The sequence below is a fragment of the Microbacterium sp. Ag1 genome, from assembly GCF_001005635.1.
GTDB classification, from domain to species: Bacteria; Actinomycetota; Actinomycetes; order Actinomycetales; family Microbacteriaceae; genus Microbacterium; species Microbacterium oxydans.
Genome location: NZ_LBCR01000029.1, coordinates 206,338 through 221,858, shown reverse-complemented (window position 1 = coordinate 221,858; position 15,521 = coordinate 206,338). Strand labels below are relative to the sequence as shown.

Below are 15,521 nucleotides of genomic sequence, written 5' to 3'. Positions count from 1 at the left end.
CCCGCCCGTCGAGTTCGACGGGCGGGGCCTTCTTTCATGACCGTCAGGCCTGGGAGCGGCGTCGACGCAGGATCAGCAGCACGGCACCGCCGAGCAGCAGAGCGATCGCAAGACCCAGCACCCAGGGCGCGAGGATTCCACCGGTGAGCGCGAGCGGCGTCAGCACCGGGTTCTCGGTCGTGCTGGGCGGCGGCGTGATCGTCCCACCGCCGGGAGGGGTGGCCGTGCCCACAGCCGCGTTACGGAGAGTCGCACCCGCCGCGTTCGCATGCACGGTCACGGAGTAGGTGATCGTCACGCTCTCACCCTCGGCGAGGCTGCCCGTCCAGCGCAGCTGCGTACCGTCGACCACGGGTGCTGCCACCGTCCGCTCGCCGACGACCGCGGTCGCACCGGGCTTCAGATCGGCGTGCGATAGCACTCCGGAGAGGTCGTCTGTGATGACGACGTCGTCCAGCCCCGTCTCGCCCGTGTTGGTGCCGACGAGCGTGTACGTGACGGTGCTTCCCGTGGCGACCGCCGTGCCCGATCCCGGGTTCGCGGTCTTGAGGAACGCGAAGCCGGGGGTGCCGACAGGGTTCTCGGTCGTCACGGGCGGAGGCGTGAGCTCGCCGCCGCCAGGCGGGGTGGCGGTACCTGCGACCTTGTTCGCGATCGTCGCACCGCCCGCGTCGCCGTTCACGGTCACCGAGTAGGTGATCGTGACGCGCTGCCCGATGGCGAGGGCACCCGTCCAGGTGAGCTCGTCGCCGTTCACGACAGGAGCGGGTGCGGATCCGTCGACCACGGTCGCCGTCGCGTCGCCGTTGTAGGCGGCGTGGTCGAGCACGCCGGACAGGTCGTCGCTGATGCGCACGGGATCCAGCGCCGTCTCACCGGTGTTCACGCCGGTCACCGTGTAGGTGATAACGCTGCCGGGGTCGACCCTGGTGCCCGAGCCGGGATCGGCCGACTTGCGCAGCTCGAAGCCGGGCTCGTTGACCGGGTGCTCCGTCGTCGCCGGGGGCGTCTCGATCGGCGGCACGCCGCCCGGCGGGGTCGCCGAGCCTGATGCCGAGTTCTCGATGATGGTGCCGCCGGCGTCCGCCTTCACTGTCACCGTGTAGGTGAGCGTGACGGTCTCGCCGATCTGGAGCGCGCCCGTCCAGGACAGACGCTCACCGGTGACGGCGGGTGCCGTCGCCTCCGTGTTCCCGATCCTGGCCGTCGCATCGCCGTTGTAGTCGGCGTGCGCGAGCACACCGGAGAGGTCGTCCGTGATGGCGACGGGGTCGAGCACGGTCTCGCCGGTGTTCACGCCCGTCACGGTGTACGTGATGACGCTGCCGGGGTCGACCGCCGTGCCCGCTGCCGGGTCGGCGCTCTTCGACACCGAGAATCCGGGCACGTTCACGGCGTTCGTCGTGGTGCCGGGCGGCGGGGTGATCTCCTCGCCTCCCGGCGGGGTCGCCGTCGCCGTCGCACTGTTCTCGATCACGGAGCCGACGCCTTCGGCCTTCACTGTCACGGAATAGGTGACGGTGACGGTCTGACCGACCGCGAGGGCGCCCGACCAGCTGAGCTTCGCGGCGTCGAACGCCACTGCTCCTGCCGGTGCTCCGGCGACGACCGCGGCGGCATCCTCGTTGTAGGACGCGTAGGGCAGCACCTTGGACAGGTCGTCCGCGATCGCGACCGGGTCGAGCACCGTCTGACCGGTGTTCACGCCGGTCAGCGTGTAGGTGATCACGTCGCCGGGGTCCACTGCCGTTCCCGCGACGGGGTCGGCCGTCTTGGCGAACGTGAATCCGGGCTGGTTGACCGGGTGCTCGGTGGTCGCCGGCGGGGGCGTGATCGGCGTGCCAGGGGTGGTCGGGCTCTCCGGCTCGCTCGGATCCGTGGGGATCAGCGGTGTCGCCGTGCCGGTCACGGTGTTGGCGATCGTCTCGCCACCCGCATTCGCGTCGACAGTCACCGAGTAGGTGATGACCACGTTCTGTCCGGGGCGCAGCGTGCCGCTCCAGGACAGCGCCCCGTCGGCCACGCGGGCGTCGCCACGGCTGGCCGAGACGTCGTCGTTGTAGGCCGCGTGAGCCAGCGCGGGGCGCAGGTCATCGGCGATCGAGACGGGATCGAGGACGGTGTCGCCCGTGTTCGTGCCCGTGACGGTGTAGGTGATCACGCTGCCAGGGTCGACACGCGTGCCCGTCGCCGGGTCGGCCGACTTCGACACCGTGAAACCGGGGGTGGCGACCGGGTGCTCCGTGGTGGAGGGCGGGGGCGTCACCGGGGTGCCCGGCGTGGTCGGGCTCTCGGGGTCGGTCGGGTCGGTCGGGATGAGAGGGGTGCCCTCACCCGTGACGGTGTTGCGCAGCAGCACGCCGGTCGCATCGGCGTCGACCGTCACCGTGTAGGTGATGTCGACGCGAGTGCCGGGTGCGAGCGCTCCGTTCCAGGTGAGCGTCGTGCCGACGACGGCGACCGCGCCGGCGGAGGCCGTCACATCGCCGTTGTACTGTGCGTGCGCCAGGACGGCGGACAGGTCGTCGACGATCGTCGCGGGGTCGAGTGCGGTGTTGCCCGTGTTGACACCGGAGATCGTGTAGGTGATGGTGTCACCCGCGCGCACGGCGGTGCCGGAGGCGGGATCGGCGGACTTCGTCACCTCGAAGCCGGTGTCCACCACCGGGTGGTTCGTCTCCACGGCGGGAGGGACGATCGGCGTGCCAGGAGTCGTGGGACCGTCGGGGTCGCTCGGGTCGACCGGGATGCGCGGCGTGGCCGTGCCGGTGGCGGTGTTGTGAAGCAGCGCCTTCTGGACATCGGCGTCGACCGTGACGGTGTAGCGGATGACGACGGACTCGCCGCGCGGAACGGCGCCGGTCCAGGTGAGCGTGGTGCCGGACACGGCGACGGAGCCGCGGTCGGCGGTGACGTCGTCGTTGTAGGCGGCGCTGTCGAGCACACCGGACAGGTCGTCGACGATCTTCGCCGGGTCGAGGTCGGTGTCACCCGTGTTGGTACCGGTGATGGTGTACGTGATGGTGTCGCCCGCGGACACGGCCGTGCCCGACGCGGGGTCGGCGGACTTGCTGATCGTGAAGCCCGAGCCGACGACCGGGTGCTCGGTGGTCGTCGTCGGCGGGACGATCGGCTCTCCCGGCACCTGCGGGCCCTCGGGGTCACCGGGCTTCGGGGTGGTCGGCGTCGCCGTGCCGCTGACGGTGTTCTTCAGGATCTTGCCGGAGGTCTCCGGTCCGACGGTCACGGAGTACGTGATGGTCACGGCCTGTCCCGGCTGCAGCGCGCCGGTCCAGGAGAGGGCGTTCCCGTTGATCGTCGCCGCCCCAGAGGTCACGGGGGCACCGCCGACGGTGGTCGCGATGTCGGAGTTGTAGGCGGCGTGAGCCAGCACACCCGACAGGTCGTCGGCGATCGATGCCGGGTTCAGGACGGTGGCGCCGGTGTTGGTTCCGGTAACCGTGTAGGTGATGACCTGACCGGGCTCAACGACGGTGCCCGATGCCGGGTCGGCCGTCTTGACCACCGTGTACCCCGCCACGGGGTGCTCGGTCGTGACGGTCGGCGGAGTGGGCGGGGGAAGCGTGCCCGGCGGGGTGCCGGAGGCGGTGACGCTGTTGGCGATCCGGTTGCCTTCGGCGCCCTCGTCGACGATCACCGAATAGGTGATGGTGACCACCTGTTCGGGCTCGAGCACGCCGGTCCAGGCGAGGTCGTCGCCGGTGACGGTCGCGGCGCCGGAGGTGACGGTCGTTCCGTCGATCTTCGTGGCGATGTCGCCCTGGTAGGTCGCAGACGTGAACACACCCGAGAGGTCGTCGGCCACCTGCACGGGGTCGAGACGCGTGTTGCCGGTGTTCTCCGCCTCGACCGTGTAGGTGATGCGCTGGCCGGCGTGCACGGCCGCCCCCGGGGCGGGGTCGGAGGTCTTGCGCAGTGCCAGATCCGGAGCGAGGCGCACGTTGGTGAACGTGCAGGTGACGTCGGTGCCGAGCGATCCGGCGGGCTGTGTCACCTGACCGTCGGCCGTCACGGCGACCGGCACCGTCGAGCCGTCGGGATTGACCTGCACGCAGTCGAGGGACTCGGCGTATCTCGTGCGATCCGTCGTGCCGGATGCCGCCTCGCTCAGTCGGAACACGTCGCCCTGGTTGGTGAACACGGGGCCCGCGTAGTCGGGCTGCAGTCCGGTGCGCTCACCGCGCGTGACGGCGTCGGTCTGGGGGACCTGGTACCCGGCGGGCGACTGCACGCGCAGGGCGAACTGATCCGTGGCGAGGTGGCGCCCCTCCGGGAGGTCCTTCTTCAGCGTGAGCGTGTTCGGGAACGTGCAGCTCGCCATGTCGGTGGGCTGGAACGTGCCGAGCGACGTCGTGTTGACCGTCTCGCCACGGGGCAGGTCGACCTCGATGATGCGGTTTCCGCCGCCCGAGACCGAGACGAAGATGTGGCCGAGGTTTCCGAACGCGATGCCGTTGCCCTGGACGCCGGCGCCCATGTCATGCACCTGCTTGGCGTCGATCGTGGCGGTGCTCGGGGTGAGCGAGGTGGGCAGGTCGGAGGAGTAGATGAAGTTGTCTGCCACGAGCACGAGCTGACCCGAGGCGCTGAACGCCATGTCCCCGTTCGCGCCGAAGGCACTGCTGCCCGCGGTCGGGCGGAGCGTTCCGACCTGGACGAAGGTCTGCGGGGTGACGTTCTCTTCCCACGCGTAGAGGTTGATGGCGCCGTTCACCGTGCCGCTGGCGAAGTAGTAGACACCCGTGACCGGGTGCACGGCGCCGCGGAGCACGGACGAGTTCAGCGAGAACGTGGTGCGGGTCGTGGTGTCGGTCACGCGATCGTGCTTGGCGAGGGTCTTGGTGCCGGCGGCGTTGGTGACGGTGTACGCGTAGCGGCCGTTCGAGGAGATGCCGAGGGCGTTGTTGGAGTGGTCGACGCCGAGCGTGCTGGCACCGAGCGTTCCACCGTTGCCGGGTGTGCCCTGCTCGTTCACGACGAACTCGCGCACCTCGGTGGCGCTCTGCACGTACACCGCTCCCGGCGTGCAGAGGAACGGGTCGGCCGCGGCCGCGGGAGCGGCGGTCAGCGTTCCACCGATGAAGACCATCGACGAGGCGACGAGCGCCGTGCTGACGGCGCCCCCGATCAGCTTCTTCGCGCGGCCCCGCCAGCGGCTGAGCCGCTCGGACGGAAGGCCATCGGATGTGTGGTCCTTGCGGGCAACACGGAATCCCATGACTGTCTCCCCATTCATCGCTTCGCCGCTGCGCGTTCGCGCACGGAAGCCCCCGCCCCCTCAGGCGACCGCCGAGCACCATTCGGGCATGGTGATCTCGGTCCGGGCCACCGCCAGCCTGGCGTGGGCGCGAGGTCCGTTCCGGGCGGGCGCAGGTTTTTCACCCCGCCTTTTCACCCCCCTCTCCCGTGCCCCCTCCCTCTCCCCTCCCCCCCTCTCCCCGCCCCGGCGCCGAGACCCACACTCGCCGTCGAGACCCACGGCTCTAGACGCATGCGGGCGTGGGTCTCGACGCAGGCGATGGGTCTCGGCGTCGAGCGTGGGAAGAAACTTGGTATTTAGTGTTGCTAAGTACCGGTACTCAGTGTTACTTTGTACTGGTACCCAGCAACACTGAGTACCAACCGAGAGGAAAGGAGAGACCGATGGGCAAGCAGATGACCGAGATGCTCAAGGGCACTCTGGAGGGCATCGTTCTGGCCCTCCTCGCCGAGCAGCCGGCATACGGGTACGAGATCACCACACGCATCCGCGACCACGGATTCACCGACATCGCCGAGGGCACGATCTACGCACTCCTCGTGCGCATCGAGCAGAAGAGCCTCGTCGACGTCGAGAAGGTGCCGAGCGAGAAGGGTCCGCCCCGCAAGGTGTACACCCTGAACGCGCAGGGCCGGCAGGAGCTCGAGGAGTTCTGGAAGACCTGGGATTTCCTCAAGACGCACATCGAACAGCTGAACAGCACGAACACCGACACCACGAACAAGGAGAACTGATCATGGCCGCAAAGTGGATCGAAGCACTCACCGGATCGCTCGAAGAGAAGAAGCTGTACAAGCAGGCACAGGCCCGCATCAACGCGCTGCCCGAGCCGTACCGGGAGATGGCGAAGGCGCAGCAGCGCTACAACATGTATTACGGCGGCGTCACCGACGGCGACACCATCGTGAAGATGTTCCTCGACATCGCCGACATGTGGGAGCGCGCCGCACTCGACGGCACCCCGGTCAGCGTCATCGTCGGAGACGACCCGGTCGAGTTCGCCGAGAACTACGCCGCGGCGTACGGCGGACGCCAGTGGATCGACAAGGAGCGCGCACGCCTCATCAAGGCGTTCGACGACGCGAAGAAGAAGGAGGAATCATGACGAACCCCGCCATCTCGGTGCGCGGCATCGAGAAGTCCTACAAAGATCTGCACGTGCTGCGCGGCGTCGACTTCGAGGTCGAGAAGGGCAGCATCTTCGCCCTCCTCGGCTCGAACGGTGCCGGCAAGACGACCATGGTGCGCATCCTCTCCACCCTGCTGAAGTCGGATGCCGGAACCGCGACGGTGCAGGGCGTGGATGTGGCCGCAGACCCGGTCGGAGTGCGCGAGCGCATCAGCCTCACCGGACAGTTCGCCGCGGTCGACGAGATCCTCACCGGACGCGAGAACCTCGTGCTCGTCGCGAAGCTGCGGCATCTGCCCGACGCCGGGAAGGTCGCCGACGACCTGCTCGCCACGTTCCGTCTGACGGATGCCGGCGGGCGCAAGGTCGGCACCTACTCGGGCGGCATGCGTCGCCGTCTCGACATCGCGATGAGTCTCGTCGGACACCCCGAGGTCATCTACCTCGACGAGCCGACCACCGGCCTCGACCCCGAAGCGCGCATCGAGGTGTGGGACGTGGTCAAGGAGCTCGCGAACACCGGCACGACCGTGCTGCTCACCACGCAGTATCTCGATGAGGCGGAGCAGCTGGCCGACCGCATCGCGATCCTCCATGAGGGCCGCATCATCGCGAACGACACCCTCGCCGGACTCAAGCGCCTGCTTCCGGCCGCGAAGGTCGAGTACGTCGAGAAGCAGCCCACCCTCGAGGAGATCTTCCTCACCCTCATCGGCCCCTCATCCGGAAAGGAGAAGGCAGCATGACCACGCACTTCGCCGCCGACACGGCGACACTCACCGGCCGCTCCATGCGGCACATCTTCCGCAGCCCCGACACGATCATCACCACGGCAGTCACCCCGATCGCCCTGATGCTCCTGTTCGTGTACGTCTTCGGCGGCGCCCTCCAGCAGAGCACCGGCGTCGACAACTACGTGAACTACCTGCTCCCCGGCATCCTGCTCATCGCGATCGCGTCGGGCATCGCCTACACGGCGTTCCGGCTGTTCACCGACATGCAGAGCGGCATCTTCGAGCGGTTCCACTCCATGCCGATCGCCCGATCGAGCGTGTTGTGGGCCCATGTGCTCACGTCCCTCACGGCGAACGCCATCACCCTGGCGATCATATTCGGCGTCGGATTCCTCATGGGCTTCCGCACCGGGGCGAGCTTCTGGGCCTGGCTCGGAGTCGTCGGCATCCTGATGCTGTTCACGCTGGCACTCACCTGGCTGGCGATCATCGCGGGCCTGAACGCCAAGACGGTCGACGGCGCGAGTGCCTTCTCGTACCCGCTGATCTTCCTGCCGTTCATCAGCTCGGCGTTCGTGCCCACCGACACCATGCCGGCACCGGTGCAGTGGTTCGCAGACAACCAGCCCGTCACCTCGATCGTCAACACCATCCAGGCGCTGTTCGCGCAGGAGCCGGTCGGGTCCGAGATCTGGGTCGCCCTCGCCTGGTGCGTCGGGATCCTCGTGGTCGCCTACGTGTTCGCGATCATCTCCTACCGGAAGAAGGTCAGCTGATCGACGCCAAGCGAGACGGAACGCTCCGACCGGGGAATTCTCCCCGGCCGGGGCGTTTCGCCGCGCTCGGCGGCCCGCAGGCCTTTCCTTCTGCTCCCGTCAGGAGCGGGTCCGAGGGGCCACTCGCGCGATCGAACCCAGGCCTCAGACCGTGCGGAGCGCGGCCGTGGGCGACAGGCGCGCGGCGCTGATCGCGGGATAGAGCCCGGCGATCACCCCGACCACCAGCGCCACGAGCGGGCCACCGAGGAGCACCAGGAAAGGTATCGTCGCCGCCTGCCCCTGGACCGAGGCGTAGACGAACACACCCGCTGCCCCGAGCAGCAGCCCGGCCAGGCCCCCCAGCCCGCCGAGCACGATCGCCTCCGCCACGAACTGGCCCGCGATCTGCCCCGAGCGCGCGCCGAGCGCACGTCGAAGACCGATCTCGCCGCGCCGCTCCAACACCGCCACCACCATGGTGTTCGCGATGCCGATCCCTCCGACCAGCAGAGCGATCGCCGCGAGTCCGACCGCGAGGCCGGACAGCGAGTCATCCGCGGTGTCCCGTGCCCCGGCGAGGTCGCCGAGTCCGGTCACCTGCACATACGGGGAGGACGGATTCGCCGCACGGGCGATCGCATCACGGACCTTCTCTCCCGTGCCCCCGTCGGTCATGCGCACGTAGATCGAGGCGATCGTGTCATCGCCCTTCGCCGACACGTGCTCGGCCGCCCAGTGATCGCCGAGGAATGCACTCGCATCGATCGATTCGGCGAGTCCCGCCGAGTCGAGGATGCCGATCACGGTGTACCACTGCTCGCCGATCCAGACCCGCACGCCCGGCTCGGTGATGCCCATCCGCGCAGCCGCCGCCGACCCGAGCACGGTCACCGGCAGCGAGCGGTCGGTCTCGTCGAACCACGACCCCTTCGCGACCGACCCCTCCACCGACGACAGGAAGTCAGGACTCGCCGCATACGCGGTCAGCCCGTTGCCCTGGCTCTTCGGCATGAGGTCGTTGCGGTACACGCCGGTGTCGTCCGGCACCTTCTCGAGCACCCCGACCTGCTCGACCCCGTTCACCCTCTCGATCATCCCGGCGGCCGTCTCGGGCAGCGCGACGGGCTTGTTGTCCGGCCCGTACCCGGGCTGCACCACGATCATGTTCGCCCCGAGGGCGTCGAGCTTGGCCAGCAACTCTGCCTGGTTCGATGCGGCGATGCCGGTGATGGCTGTGAGCGCCGCGATGCCGACCGCGACGCCGAGCGCCGACAGGGCCGTGCGCATCTTGCGACTGCGCGGTCCGATGAGTGCCGTGCGGATGCTGTCCACGACACTGAGTCGCGGCATCCGCTCCCCCCTGCGTCTCATGCGGCGACCTCTTGCTTCACGCGCGAGCCGGTGTCGCTCACGATCCGGCCATCGTGGATGCCGACCTGCCGCTGCGTGCGCTCGGCGATGTGCGGATCGTGCGTGATGATCACGACGGCCGTGCCGGAATCGGCGATCGAGGTGAGCAGTTCGAGGATGCGATCGCCCGTCGTCGAGTCGAGCGCACCTGTCGGCTCATCGGCGAACAGCACCGACGGAGCGCCGACGATCGCCCTGGCTATCGCCACGCGCTGCTGCTCACCGCCGGACAGCTGACCGGGTCTGTGCTTCATGCGCGCGCCGAGGCCCACCCGCTCCAGCGCTGCGGCCGCCCGGGTGGAACGCTCCGCCGACGGCACGCCGGAGTAGAGCAGACCGAGCGCGACGTTGTCGAGCGCGCTCAGTGCGGGCAGGAGGAAGAACTGCTGGAACACGAAGCCGATGCGGCGAGCGCGCAGCACGGCACGCTCGCGTTCGGGCAGAACCGCGGCGTCGGTCCCATCGATCAGCACGGTGCCGCTCGTGGGGTCGTCGAGGGTGCCCATGATCGAGAGCATCGTGCTCTTGCCCGATCCGGATGCTCCGACCACGGCCACCAGCTCACCGCTCTCGATCGCGAGGCTCATGCCATGCAGCACGCGCAGCGGCGGGTTGCCCGGGTACTCCTTGATCACGTCGACGAGCTCGACCACCGTGTCCGGGCTCATTGCGCCACCACCACGGCATCGCCGGCGGCGAGTTCTCCGCCCGTGACCTGCACCTTGGTGTCGGCGATCAGTCCGACCTCGACGGCGACGCGTTCGACCTTTCCGCCCTTGCGCAGCACGTCGACCGCGTATCCGCCGTCGGTCGTCGCCACCAGGGCTGTGACCGGCACGACCAGAGCATCCTTCACCTCCGACGTCGCGAACACGACCTTGACCGCGCGCAGCCCGATGCCCTCGGCGACGGCCGGGTCGTCGAATTCGACGTCTGCGGTGGGCGGAGTGGTCTCGCCCTCCTTCTCGGTCGGCTGCCCGCCGGGGTCGACGGCGGTCACGGTCGCCGGCGCCTCCGTCCCGTCCGGCAGGATCACGGTCACCTTCGTGGCGGGCAGGATCTCGCGCGCCTGTGCATCCGTCAGCTTGGCGACCACGCGCAGCGTCGTGCTCGTGTAACTGAGCGGACTCGACCCCGCCGGGTCTCCTAGCTTCGCCGTGACCGACTCCACCCGCACGGATGCGGCGCTGATCGCGACGACGTCACCCAGCTTCACGATGCCGTCCTGCGGCACCCCGAGCGACTTCTGCCACGCCTTCACGTTGGTCTCGGTGACCGCGGTGAACTCGTCGTCGATCGTCATGTTCTTGCCGAAGCCGAGATCGGCGAGAGCCTGTTCCAGCTGCCTGACATCCGGCCCCTTCTCCGCGCCGAGGCCCAGGTCGCGCCAGAACGGACGGTCCCCCCGCATCGCGATCACCGGCTTCCCGTCCACTTCGTAGATCGCCTGCCCGACACCGATCTGCTCCCCCGCCGCCGGCAGGCGGGTGATCGTGCCGGCACGGCCCGGCAGGGCGACCGACGCCCCGTAGCTCAGGGTTCCGTTGAGGCGCAGATCGGAGGTGAGCGTGGTGAGCTCCGCCTCGACCGTCACCGGCGCCTTCTCCTCGTCCGGTGACTCGGCCACCGAGCTCCAGGGCTGCAGCACAGCCACGGTCACGGCGGCCGCCACGAGCAGCACTCCGACCGGGACGAGCACCTTGGTCAGCCGGCGGCTCATTCGTCATCCTTCGACGGAAGGACGGTGGCGGCGGAGACCATGCCCTCGAAGTACTCGCTCATCACCGCGAACCAGTCGAAGTCGACGGCTTCGATGCTCTCCTGTGTGAACATCGGGGGCATGTCGCCCGTGGTGTCCGCGCAGGCTTCGAGAAGCGTGCGCGCCTCGTCTTCACTGATCCCCTTCGGCAGGGTGAGCATGCCGTCAGCATCGGGGTCGGCGAAGTCGGCGAAGCCGTTCTTTCTGGCGCAGGAGGCGAAGGCGAGACCGGACTCGATGATCTCCTCCGGCGAGATCATCTGCGTCTGCGCTCCGGCGTCCGAGATGTCGGGCTTCGGCTGCGTGAACTCGGGGACCTTCTCTTCACAGGTCTCCCACGCGACGCGCTGCCCGCCCTCCTCCGGGTAGCCCGATGCCGCAGTCGATGCGAGCCACGTACCGTCGTCGTCCGAGAAGACCATCGTCATGGCGAGGTCCTCGTCGTCGCCCGAGCCCGCTTCGACCGACATCATGCCGCCCGTCGAGGTGCCGCTCGCGGGACCGTCGGGCATCAGCATCCCCACCTGTCCCCCCTCGACGATCTTCGCGGTCTGCCCCTCCTCGGTGAGGCAGGTCACGAACCGAGCGGCCGCCGCATCGTTGGCCCCGTCCTTCGCCTTGTCGTCTCCCGATGGTGCGCTGCACGCGGCGAGCGTGAAGAGTGCGAAGACAGCGGGGATCGCCGCCCACGATCGGACTGCTCTCGAATCGAACATGAGGTTCCCTTTCTCGCGGTCGCAGCTCATCCGCGACGTGCAGTCAGTTCTACGGAGGCGGTGGTTTGCTGTCGGTATGACGGCGCCTAACCGGAAACTAACCGCGGCACACGCACCCTCGGATGAGGGAGGTGCCATGCGACTGCTGCTGGTGGAAGACGAGGCCGACCTGGCCGACACGCTCGCCGACGGCCTGCGACGCGAGGGCTACCTGGTGGAGGTCGCCCGTGACGGAGCCGCAGCCCTGACCTCCGCGGCCTCGAACGATATCGACGTGATCGTGCTCGACCGCGACCTGCCGGTGCTGAGCGGCGACGCGGTGTGCCGCACTCTGGTCGCGCAGGAGTATCCGGCGCGCATCCTGATGCTCACGGCCGCCGGGACCCTGAACGACCGTGTCGAAGGTCTCGACCTCGGCGCCGACGACTACCTCGCCAAGCCGTTCGCGTACGTGGAGCTGCTGGCCCGCATCCGAGCGCTCGGCCGTCGTGGCGGATCTGCGCGGACGAGTGCCGTGCAGGAGTTCGCCGGAGTGCGCCTCGACAGCGCTCGACGCATCGTGGAGCGCGACGGCAGCCCGATCCGGCTGACGCTCAAGGAATTCGGGGTGCTCGAGACGCTTCTCGCCGCGGAGGGCGGCTACGTCAGCGCGGACGATCTCCTCGACGAGGTGTGGGACGAACCGCAGGAGCGCACACGCGGTGTGGTCAAGATCGTGGTGCACACGCTCCGACGCAAACTCGGCTCGCCCGAGGTGATCCACTCCGCGGCAGGACACGGCTATCGAGTGGGGACGACCGCATGAGACGTATGAGCTTTCGCACCCGACTGGTGATCATCATCACCGCGGTCTTCATCGCGGCCGGTGCCGCCCTGCTCACCGTGCAGTACCTCGTGGTGCAACAACTGTTCTCCACGGCCATCACCACCACCGAGGCCAGTTGCCTCCCGATGGCGGCGGTCCTGCAGGTCGGCGAGGGGTCGAGCGCGACCGATGGACCCGACGTCAGCGAGGTGACTCCGCTCCCCGACAGCAGCAGCGTCCTCTGGGGCCAGGCCAGCACCGGCTGCGGGTACTACGCCGGATCCATCGACGCGCAGCTCGCGGTGCCGTCCCAGACCCTGACCTTCGACGCCGTGGAAGGCGCGGTGCTGCAGCAGTCGAGCTTCCTCGCCGACGAGGTGGGCAACGGGCTGCTGCTGTGGTCGGTGGTCGTGCTCGTGGCCTTCACCGGGGTGGCCGCCGCGATCGCGTTCTGGCTCGCGCGCCGTTCGCTGGACCGCATCGGAGAGGTCACGGCCGCCGCGCGCGACATCTCCGAACGCGACCTCGGCCGACGTCTCGCCCTGCCGGGGCCCGACGACGAGATCAAGGAGCTGGGCGACACGATAGACGGGATGCTCGACCGGCTGCAGTCGGCGTTCACCGCCCAGGACCGCTTCGTGGCGAACGCCTCGCACGAGCTGCGCACCCCGCTGACGACGACGCGCACCGCGCTGGAGATCCCCCTCGAACAGGGAGCGGTGCCGGCGGACCTGCAGGCCAACATGCAGCGGGCACTGCGGGCGACCGAGCAGAGTGAGCGGCTCATCACGGCGCTGCTCGCCCTCGCGCGTGCCCGCACCGGCCTGGAAGAGGTCGAACCGGTGGAGCTGCGCACGCTCATCGAAGACCAGGTCGACGACCTCGACGCCCAGGAGATCGAGGTGCACACGAACCTGCGCGACCTCACGGTCGAGGGCGATGCGGTGCTGCTGGCCAGGGCCGTGCGCAACCTGCTCGAGAACGGCATCCGCCACAACGTGCCCGGCGGTGAGCTGTGGGTGTGCTCCCGACGGGAACGCGGACGAGCCGTCATCGAGATCGAGAACACCGGGGCGCAGATCACGCCTGCCACCGTGCAGCTGCTCACCGAGCCGTTCTACCGCGGCGATGCGAGTCGCACCTCGGCCGGCCCGGACGGCACCGGGCTGGGACTCGCGATCGTGCAGAGCATCGCCAAGACCCATGGCGGCGAGGTGCGCCTGCGCGCCCGTAAAGGCGGCGGCCTGATCGCCGCGATCGTCCTCCCGCTCTGACCCGGCCTACTTCCGGTCGCCCCGACCGACGACCTCCATGCGCTGCGTAAACGTCATCCGGTCCTGCACGACCCGCTCCGGGTCCCACCCCGGACCGGGCGTCGAGGCGATGAGGAGCTGCGAGTACGGGTGTTGCGGGCTTCGCAGCACCTGGCCGGTCTCTCCGTGTTCGACGACCGTGCCGCGGAACAGCACGAGCACGCGGGAGCAGAGCTCGCCGATGACGGCGAGGTCGTGACTGACGAACAGATAGCTCACCCCCGACTCCCGCTGGATCTCGGCGAGGAGCTCGAGCACCTGCGCCTGCACGGAGACATCGAGTGCGGACACTGCCTCGTCGAGCACGACGAGACGGGGAGACACCGCCAGGGCGCGCGCGATCGCGACGCGCTGTCGCTGACCGCCCGACAGCTCATGGGGCTTCGCGTCAGCGTGCCGCTCGGTGAGCCGCACGCGATCCAGCAGTTCGCCGATCGTGCGGTCGGGGTGCGACCCCGTGCCCTGCTCCCGCAGCCTCAGGGTTCGCCGCAGCGCCTCGCGCACGGTCAGCCGTCGATCGAGCGACCCGTTCGGATCCTGGAACACCATCTGCACCGCACGAGCCCTCGCAAGACGCTCGGCTCTGCCGCGCGGTCGACTGAGGCGGTCGACGCCGTCGATCACCGCGGACCCCGCGTCGGCGCGTTCCAGACCGACGAGGATCCGAGCGATCGTCGACTTGCCCGAACCCGACTCACCGACGAGGCCGAGCGCCTCACCCGATTCGATGGCGAAGCTCACGTTGTTCACCGCGACGACGCGCTCGGATCCCGGACCCATCCGAAAGGCCCGATACAGCTCGGAGACCTCCACCAGACTCATGACGCCTCCTTCGTGTCGAGTACAGGGGCCGCGGCGATCAGCGAGAGCGTGTACGGATGAACCGCGTCCGCGAAGAGCCCCGGCTTCGTGAGCGTCTCGACGATCTCGCCCTGGCGCAGGACATGGATCCGATCGCAGATCGCCCCGGCCAGAGCCAGGTCGTGGGTGATGAAGAGCACGCCGAGACCACGTTCTCGGATCTGGCGTTGGAAGATGGCGATGATCTCGGCCTGCGTCGTCACGTCGAGCGCACTCGTCGCCTCATCGGCGAGCAGGAGCGCGGGATCGGTGCTCAATGCCGAAGCGATGACCACGCGCTGGAGCATGCCGCCCGAGAGCTCATGCGGGTACTGTCGCATTCGCCGCTCCGGGTGGGTGAGTCCCACCGCGGCGAGGAGCTGGACGATGTGCGCCTCGGCGCGGCCTCGTCGCCAGCCGTGCACACGGACGAGTCGTTCGGCGAGTGAATCCCCGATGCGACGCACGGGGTTGAGCGCGGAACGCGGATCCTGCTGCACCAGCGAGACGGATTCGGAGCGCACGCGCCGCCGGGTCTTCTCATCGGCCGCTACCATCTGGGTCCCGTCGACGCGGATGCTCCCCGCGATCGTCGCCTCATCGCCGTAGAGGGCGAGGGCCGCGCGCGCCGTCGTCGACTTGCCCGAGCCCGACTCTCCGACGAGCCCGACGAGCTCGCCGCGGTCCACCACGAGGCTGACGCCGGTGAGGATCCGAACCGCGTCGTCGCCTTCGCCGAACGCCAGATCAAGGTCCTGTATGTCGAGGAGCATCAT

The 15,521-nt window shown here is 69.0% G+C and carries 13 protein-coding genes; 6 read left to right on the top strand and 7 right to left on the bottom strand.

The features are described 5' to 3' along the window. Nucleotides 1-43: 43 nt before the first annotated feature. A complete protein-coding gene (locus tag AAY78_RS09910; protein ID WP_046748118.1) occupies nt 44-5,239 on the bottom strand; it encodes a beta strand repeat-containing protein in 5,196 nt (1,731 codons plus the stop codon). A gap of 425 nt (nt 5,240-5,664) precedes the next feature. On the opposite strand from AAY78_RS09910, the gene AAY78_RS09905 reads away from it, so the two are divergent. Genes AAY78_RS09905 through AAY78_RS09890 form a run of 4 tightly spaced genes read left to right on the top strand, consistent with a single transcriptional unit; the run spans nt 5,665 to nt 7,920 of the window. After that, a complete protein-coding gene (locus AAY78_RS09905) occupies nt 5,665-6,015 on the top strand; it encodes a PadR family transcriptional regulator (RefSeq protein ID WP_046748117.1) in 351 nt (116 codons plus the stop codon). 2 nt (nt 6,016-6,017) lie between these two features. Further along, nucleotides 6,018-6,386, top strand: coding sequence for a DUF1048 domain-containing protein (locus tag AAY78_RS09900; protein ID WP_046748116.1), 369 nt, complete (start codon nt 6,018-6,020; stop codon nt 6,384-6,386). After that, the gene (locus tag AAY78_RS09895) at nt 6,383-7,156 is read left to right on the top strand and encodes an ABC transporter ATP-binding protein (protein ID WP_046748115.1); all 774 of its coding nucleotides are present in this window, start codon (nt 6,383-6,385) and stop codon (nt 7,154-7,156) included. Before AAY78_RS09900 ends, AAY78_RS09895 begins: the two co-directional genes overlap by 4 nt. After that, nucleotides 7,153-7,920: an ABC transporter permease gene (locus AAY78_RS09890; RefSeq protein WP_046748114.1), complete on the top strand. Its 768-nt coding sequence runs from the start codon at nt 7,153-7,155 to the stop codon at nt 7,918-7,920. Before AAY78_RS09895 ends, AAY78_RS09890 begins: the two co-directional genes overlap by 4 nt. 144 nt (nt 7,921-8,064) lie before the next feature. On the opposite strand, the gene AAY78_RS09885 is transcribed toward AAY78_RS09890, so the two are convergent. From AAY78_RS09885 to AAY78_RS09870, 4 genes are read right to left on the bottom strand one after another with little or no spacing between them, the layout of a single operon-like run. Continuing rightward, nucleotides 8,065-9,252 carry an ABC transporter permease gene (locus tag AAY78_RS09885; RefSeq protein WP_046748113.1) on the bottom strand — a complete coding sequence of 396 codons (1,188 nt, stop codon included), beginning with the start codon at nt 9,250-9,252 and terminating at the stop codon, nt 8,065-8,067. 17 nt (nt 9,253-9,269) lie between these two features. Beyond that, the gene (locus AAY78_RS09880; protein ID WP_046748112.1) at nt 9,270-9,980 is read right to left on the bottom strand and encodes an ABC transporter ATP-binding protein; all 711 of its coding nucleotides are present in this window, start codon (nt 9,978-9,980) and stop codon (nt 9,270-9,272) included. After that, on the bottom strand, nt 9,977-11,032 hold the full coding sequence (locus AAY78_RS09875) for a peptidoglycan-binding protein (RefSeq protein ID WP_046748111.1): 1,056 nt from the start codon (nt 11,030-11,032) through the stop codon (nt 9,977-9,979). The genes AAY78_RS09880 and AAY78_RS09875 overlap by 4 nt, the downstream gene beginning before the upstream one ends. Further along, the gene (locus AAY78_RS09870; protein ID WP_046748110.1) at nt 11,029-11,787 is read right to left on the bottom strand and encodes a hypothetical protein; all 759 of its coding nucleotides are present in this window, start codon (nt 11,785-11,787) and stop codon (nt 11,029-11,031) included. The genes AAY78_RS09875 and AAY78_RS09870 overlap by 4 nt, the downstream gene beginning before the upstream one ends. A 136-nt stretch (nt 11,788-11,923) precedes the next feature. Here AAY78_RS09870 and AAY78_RS09865 point away from each other — a divergent pair, with 136 nt between their 5' ends. Further along, nucleotides 11,924-12,592, top strand: coding sequence for a response regulator transcription factor (locus AAY78_RS09865; protein ID WP_046748109.1), 669 nt, complete (start codon nt 11,924-11,926; stop codon nt 12,590-12,592). Nucleotides 12,593-12,597: 5 nt separating this feature from the next. After that, nucleotides 12,598-13,866, top strand: coding sequence for a sensor histidine kinase (locus AAY78_RS09860; protein ID WP_052748727.1), 1,269 nt, complete (start codon nt 12,598-12,600; stop codon nt 13,864-13,866). Between the two features lie 6 nt (nt 13,867-13,872). Here the strand turns inward: AAY78_RS09860 and AAY78_RS09855 are convergent, their stop codons facing one another. Continuing rightward, nucleotides 13,873-14,727, bottom strand: a complete 855-nt coding sequence (locus AAY78_RS09855; RefSeq protein WP_046748107.1) for an ABC transporter ATP-binding protein — start codon at nt 14,725-14,727, stop codon at nt 13,873-13,875. Further along, the gene (locus tag AAY78_RS09850) at nt 14,724-15,518 is read right to left on the bottom strand and encodes an ABC transporter ATP-binding protein (protein WP_082108650.1); all 795 of its coding nucleotides are present in this window, start codon (nt 15,516-15,518) and stop codon (nt 14,724-14,726) included. Before AAY78_RS09850 ends, AAY78_RS09855 begins: the two co-directional genes overlap by 4 nt. Between the last annotated feature and the right edge of the window lie 3 nt (nt 15,519-15,521).